We start from the raw sequence: 5,031 nt of genomic DNA, 5'->3' as shown, positions 1-5,031 counted from the left end.
GAAGAAGATCCGCGCATGGCCGGCGCCGTCGATGCGGGCGGCCTCGTCGATGGAGGTGGGGATGGTGTTGAAGAACCCGTACATCAGATAGGTGTTCACCCCCAGCGCACCGCCCAGGTAGACGAAGATCAGGCCGACCTGGCTGTTGACCCCGATGGCGGGGAAGACCTCGCCGATGGTCAGCATCAGCAGGAAGATGGCCACCATCGCCAGCAGCTGCGGGAACATCTGCACCAGCAGCAGGCTGATCAGGCCGATGCGCCGACCGGTGAAGCGCATCCGGGAGAACGCGTAGGCGGCCAGCGCGCCGAGCAGCACGCTGCCGGCCGAGGCGGTCAGCCCGATGAACAGCGTGTTGCCGAACCAGGCGGCGTAGGGCTGCTGCGGCCGATCGAAGAGCTCGACGTAGCTGTCCAGGCTGACCTCGGAGAACAGCGTGTTCGCGGTGATCAGCGTGCCGCCGGAGCTCAGCGAGGCCGAGAGCACGTAGACCAGCGGGAACACCGAGAACACCACGATCGCCGCACCCACCAGGTGGCGCCAGCCGGTCTGGCGCCACCAGACCCGGGCGGGGCGGCGGTGCACGACGTCCCGCCGGCGCGCTGAGGTCGGGGCCGGGGTCGAGGTCGGGGTCTCCGGGGGGACCGAGGCGGGGGCGGTGGTCATCTCAGTTCAGCTCCTCGAGGGACTTGGTGCGGCGGAAGGCGATGACCGACACAGTGCCGACCAGCAGGAAGATGAGGATCGCGAAGGCGCTGGCCAGTCCGTAGTCCCGGTCGGCGCCGACGAAGGCGACCTTGTAGACCAGGGTGATCAGGATGTCGGTGGCTCCGGCGTTCACCCCGGCCTCGATGTCGCGCGGGCCGCCGCCGGTGAGCATGTACACCAGCGTGAGGTTGTTGAAGTTGAACGCGAAGGCCGAGATCAGCAGCGGCGCCAGCGAGACCAGCAGCAGCGGCAGCTTGATCAGCCGGAACGCCTGGAAGGGCTTGGCTCCGTCCATCTGCGCGGCCTCGGTCAGATCCTCGGGCAGCGCCTGCAGCGCGCCGGTGCAGACCAGGAACATGTAGGGGAAGCCCAGCCAGAGGTTCACCAGCAGGATGCTGGCCTTGGCCAGCCACGGGTCGGTCAGCCAGGGGATCTGCATCCCGCCCAGCAGCACGTCGTTGATGAAGCCGAACTCCTCGTTGAGCATGCCCGCCCAGACCAGCGCCGAGAGGAACCCGGGGAAGGCGTAGGGCAGGATCATGATCAGCCGGTAGTAGCGTCGGCTGCGCATCCGGGGGTCGTTGAACACCACCGCCAGGAACAGCCCGAGCACGAAGGTGGTCGCCACGGAGAGGAACGCGAAGGCGAAGGTCCACAGCGTCACCGAGACCAGCGGGCCGCGGATGCTGGAGTCGGTGGCCGCGCGGAGGAAGTTGTCCAGCCCGACGGCGATCCGCCAGCCGGGCATCAGCTCCTCGCCCACCGCGGACACGAACGCGCCGTCGCCCTCGTCGACGTAGACGGTGCCGGTGTCGGTGTTCGTCATCGTGTCGGCGGACTCGTCATACACGTACTGCGAGACGTACTGGTAGGCCGACTGGGCGTCCTGGGTGCGGAGCACGCCGTCGTTCGGATCCTCTCCGAAGGGCACCGCCAGCTCGGTGATCTCCTCCTGGCGCTCGATCCGCTCGCCGAAGTCCAGAATGTCGTGGCCGCCGAGCGCGACGATCTCCCCGCCCTCGACGGCGGCGTCGTCGGCGGGCCGCAGCGGCTGCTCGGCCGTGCCGACCAGCACCTGACCGTCGGGGTCGGCGGGGTCGACGACGGCGAAGCTCAGCTGGCCGAAGCGCTCGGCGACGGTGAGCGGGTAGGTCGGCGAGTCGGGGACCCGCTCCTGGTTCTGGAGCATGATCGCTTCGATCGCGTCCTCCTTCGAGCTGTTGTGCCCGGTGGAGTAGTTGGTGAACGCGACGTATCCCGAGTACAGGACCATGAAGATCTGGAAGATGACCAGGAAGAACACCCCGGGCGCCAGGTACTTCGCCGGCAGGGCCCCGCGACGCAGGTAGATCCAGGTGAGGAGTCCGGCGACGGCGACCACCAGCCCGGCGGCCAGCGGCTCGTCCCCGGTGAAGAGCACCATCGCCGCGTAGACGGCCACGGCGTCGAGGGCGCCGAGCGCGAGGATCTTGACCAGCAGCATCTTCCAACCGACGGAGGCGGCCTCGGCGAGTCGGCCCGCCCGCCGCGACCGGCCGTCGCCCGGCCGCCGGGTCGGCGGCTCGGATGACGCCCCGGACGCGGATCCGGACGCGGACGAGGGGTCGGTGTCGGCAGGAGTCGTGGAGAGCGTGCTCATGATCACTCGTCGATCGAGGACTGGATGTCCTCGGCCATCCGGGTCCAGAGGTCCTCGGGGTCGCCCTCGCCGTCGATGACGGCGGCCTCGGCGGTGCCCCAGTGCTCCCAGACGGCGCCCATCTCGGGGATGCTGGGCATCGGGACGGCTTCGGCCCCGACCTCACCGAAGCCGGCGACGATCTCGTCGGACTCAACGGCGGCGTCGAAGGACTCGGTCAGCGCCGGCGCGCGTCCGCCGGTCTCGTAGAGAGCGGTCTGCACCTCGGCCGAGCCGACGTAGTCGGTCAGGAAGGTCGTCGCGGCGACGACGTTCTCGCTCTTGGCCGAGAGGAAGAAGCCCTGCACGCCGACGAACGGCTGGGCCGGCTCGTCGCCGGGGGCGGGGATCGGGTCGACCTGCACGTCGATGCCGGCCTCCTGGGCGGCAGGGACGTTCCACGGGCCGGTGAGCAGGAAGGGCGAGTCGCCGGCGGAGAAGGTCTCCAGCGCCAGGTCGCCGTCGATGGAGGTGTTCAGCACCTCGGCCTCGCCCTGCTCGGCGAGCCAGGAGGCGAACTCCACGCCGCCGGCGTCGCCGATGGTCAGCTCCTCCGGGTCGTAGGCGCCGGCGTCGTCGGTGCCGAAGACATCGGCGCCGAAGGAAGTCTGGAAGGGGTAGAGGTGGTACGGGTCCGCCTCATTGGGGTCCAGGCCGACGACGAAGGGGTACTCGGCGCCGGACTCCTCGCCCATGCTGATCATCTCGTCGTACGAGCCGGGGGCCTCGGGGGCGAGCTCGGAATTGCGCAACAGCGCGATGTTCTCCATCGAGTAGGGCAGCCCGTAGGTCTGGCCCTCGTAGGTCCATGCGTCGACGGTCACCTGCTGATAGTCGCCGGCGGTGTCGCCGAGCTCGATCGGGGCGGCGACCCCGTTGGTGACCAGCGTGCCGAGCCAGTCGTGGGCGCCGACGGCGATGTCCGGGCCCTCGCCGGTGGGCACCTGCGAGACGAACTGGTCGCGGATCTCGGCGAAGTCCTTCTGCACCAGCTCGACGTCGATGCCGGATTCGTCGGTGAAGTCCGCGGCGGCATCCTGCAGGACCTCGGCGCGGTCGGCGTCAACCCAGACAGTCAGGCTGCCCTGCGCCTGGGACCCGTCGCCCGAGGACGACTCGTCGGCCGCGGAGGTGTCAGTGCCGCCGCCGCAGGCGGTCAGCAGCAGGGCCCCGCCCGCGAGGGCGGCGGTGAGGCTGGTGGCTGATCTGGCGTTCCCCATCATGATGGTGCGTCCTCTCTGGTGACAGTGCGGCGCTGGCAGCGAGCGGAGTGATGCGGATCACTGCAAGCGGTTCCAGTATGACCGGGAGAAAGATGGGGCGCAAGCACATGTTCCGAATGCTCCGCGCAGGGCATCGGACGACTGATTCCTGCTGGAGCAGGCATCATGCGCAGCTTCGGTAGTCTTCTCGGCCGGCGTCGTGCGTTATGGAACCGATTGCTCTAAGATACCTCCATGACGCCTTGCAGCCCTGCACAGCCTGACGTCGACGCGAGCACTGGCCGCCCGTGGTGGTGGTCGGCGGTGATCTACCAGATCTATCCACGGTCCTTCGCCGACGGCGACGGCGACGGCGTGGGCGACCTGCCCGGCCTCACTGCTCGGCTCGACGCCGTGGCGGAGCTCGGCGTCGACGCCCTCTGGCTGAGCCCGTTCATGGTCTCGCCGCAGGCCGATGCCGGCTATGACATCGCCGACTACTGTGCCGTGGACCCGCTGTTCGGCACGTTGGAGGACTTCGACGCCCTCGTCGCCGCGGCGCATGCCCGCGGGCTGCGGATCATCGTGGACCTGGTGCCCAACCACTGCTCGGCCCAACACCCGTGGTTCCGGCGGGCGCTGGCCGCCGCTGAGGGCTCGGCGGAGCGCGAGCGCTTCCACTTCCGCGACGGTCGCGGCTCCGACGGCGAGCTGCCGCCCACGGACTGGGAGTCGGTCTTCGGCGGCCCGGCCTGGACGCGGATCACCGAGCCCGACGGCCGGCCCGGCCAGTGGTATCTGCACCTCTTCGACGCCTCCCAGCCGGACTTCAACTGGCAGAGCCCCGCGGTCTGGGAGGAGTTCCGCCGCATCCTGCGCTTCTGGCTGGACCGCGGCGTCGACGGCTTCCGCGTCGACGTCGCGCACGGGCTGGTCAAGGACCCCGCCTTCCCGGACTATCGGACGGGTCCCGCGTCCGGTTCGATGGGCGGCGAGGGCGCGCCCGCGCCGTACTGGGAGCAGCCGGGGCTGCACGAGATCCTGCGCGACTGGCGCCGGGTGCTCGACGAGTACGACGGCGACCGGGCGCTCTGCGGCGAAGCCTGGGTCTCGACGATCGCGAAGACGGCGCTGTGGGTCCGGCCCGACGAGATGCACCAGACCTTCAACTTCCACTACCTGGAGACCCCCTGGCGAGCCGAGGCCCTGCGCGAAGTCATCGACGACTCGCTGGGGGCCTTCTCCTCGGCGGGAGCGCCGAGCACCTGGGTGCTGTCCAACCACGACGTCGTCCGTCATGCCACTCGACTGGGGCTGACCGCCGAGAACCCGCAGGGCGAGGGGATCGGCCCCGACTTCCCGGGGCTTCCAGACCCGGAGCAGGCGCTGCGCCGGGGCCGCGCGGCCACTGCGCTGATGCTCGCGCTGCCGGGACTCGGCCTA

The 5,031-nt window shown here is 69.8% G+C and carries 4 protein-coding genes; 1 reads left to right on the top strand and 3 read right to left on the bottom strand.

The window, feature by feature from the left end; translation table 11 throughout:
• The 3 genes from GU5_RS13270 to GU5_RS0100670 form a co-directional block, all read right to left on the bottom strand.
• Positions 1–666, bottom strand: a 666-nt coding sequence (locus GU5_RS13270) for a sugar ABC transporter permease (RefSeq protein WP_010523657.1), incomplete at its 3' end; no start/stop codon positions are given.
• 1 nt (position 667) lies between these two features.
• A complete protein-coding gene (locus GU5_RS0100675) occupies positions 668–2,347 on the bottom strand; it encodes an ABC transporter permease subunit (protein WP_029513893.1) in 1,680 nt (559 codons plus the stop codon).
• 2 nt (positions 2,348–2,349) lie between these two features.
• Positions 2,350–3,609 (bottom strand): maltose ABC transporter substrate-binding protein, encoded by a 1,260-nt coding sequence (locus tag GU5_RS0100670; protein ID WP_010523655.1) that lies wholly within the window; start codon positions 3,607–3,609, stop codon positions 2,350–2,352.
• Positions 3,610–3,843: 234 nt separating this feature from the next.
• Between GU5_RS0100670 and GU5_RS0100665 the strand changes: the two genes are divergently transcribed.
• Positions 3,844–5,031 (top strand): alpha-amylase family glycosyl hydrolase (locus GU5_RS0100665; protein ID WP_029513892.1); only part of this gene is annotated, 1,188 nt, incomplete at its 3' end.

This window comes from Nesterenkonia sp. F, assembly GCF_000220985.1.
Classification (GTDB): domain Bacteria; phylum Actinomycetota; class Actinomycetes; order Actinomycetales; family Micrococcaceae; genus Nesterenkonia.
The sequence above is the reverse complement of the archived record's forward strand: the minus strand, read 5'-3'. Positions and strand labels throughout refer to the sequence as shown.

Excerpts from the sequence above, each read along its gene's own strand:
- GU5_RS0100675 (WP_029513893.1), bottom strand. The coding sequence starts at position 2,347 with ATGAGCACGCTCTCCACGACTCCTGCCGACACCGACCCCTCGTCCGCG.
- GU5_RS0100670 (WP_010523655.1), bottom strand. The coding sequence starts at position 3,609 with ATGATGGGGAACGCCAGATCAGCCACCAGCCTCACCGCCGCCCTCGCG.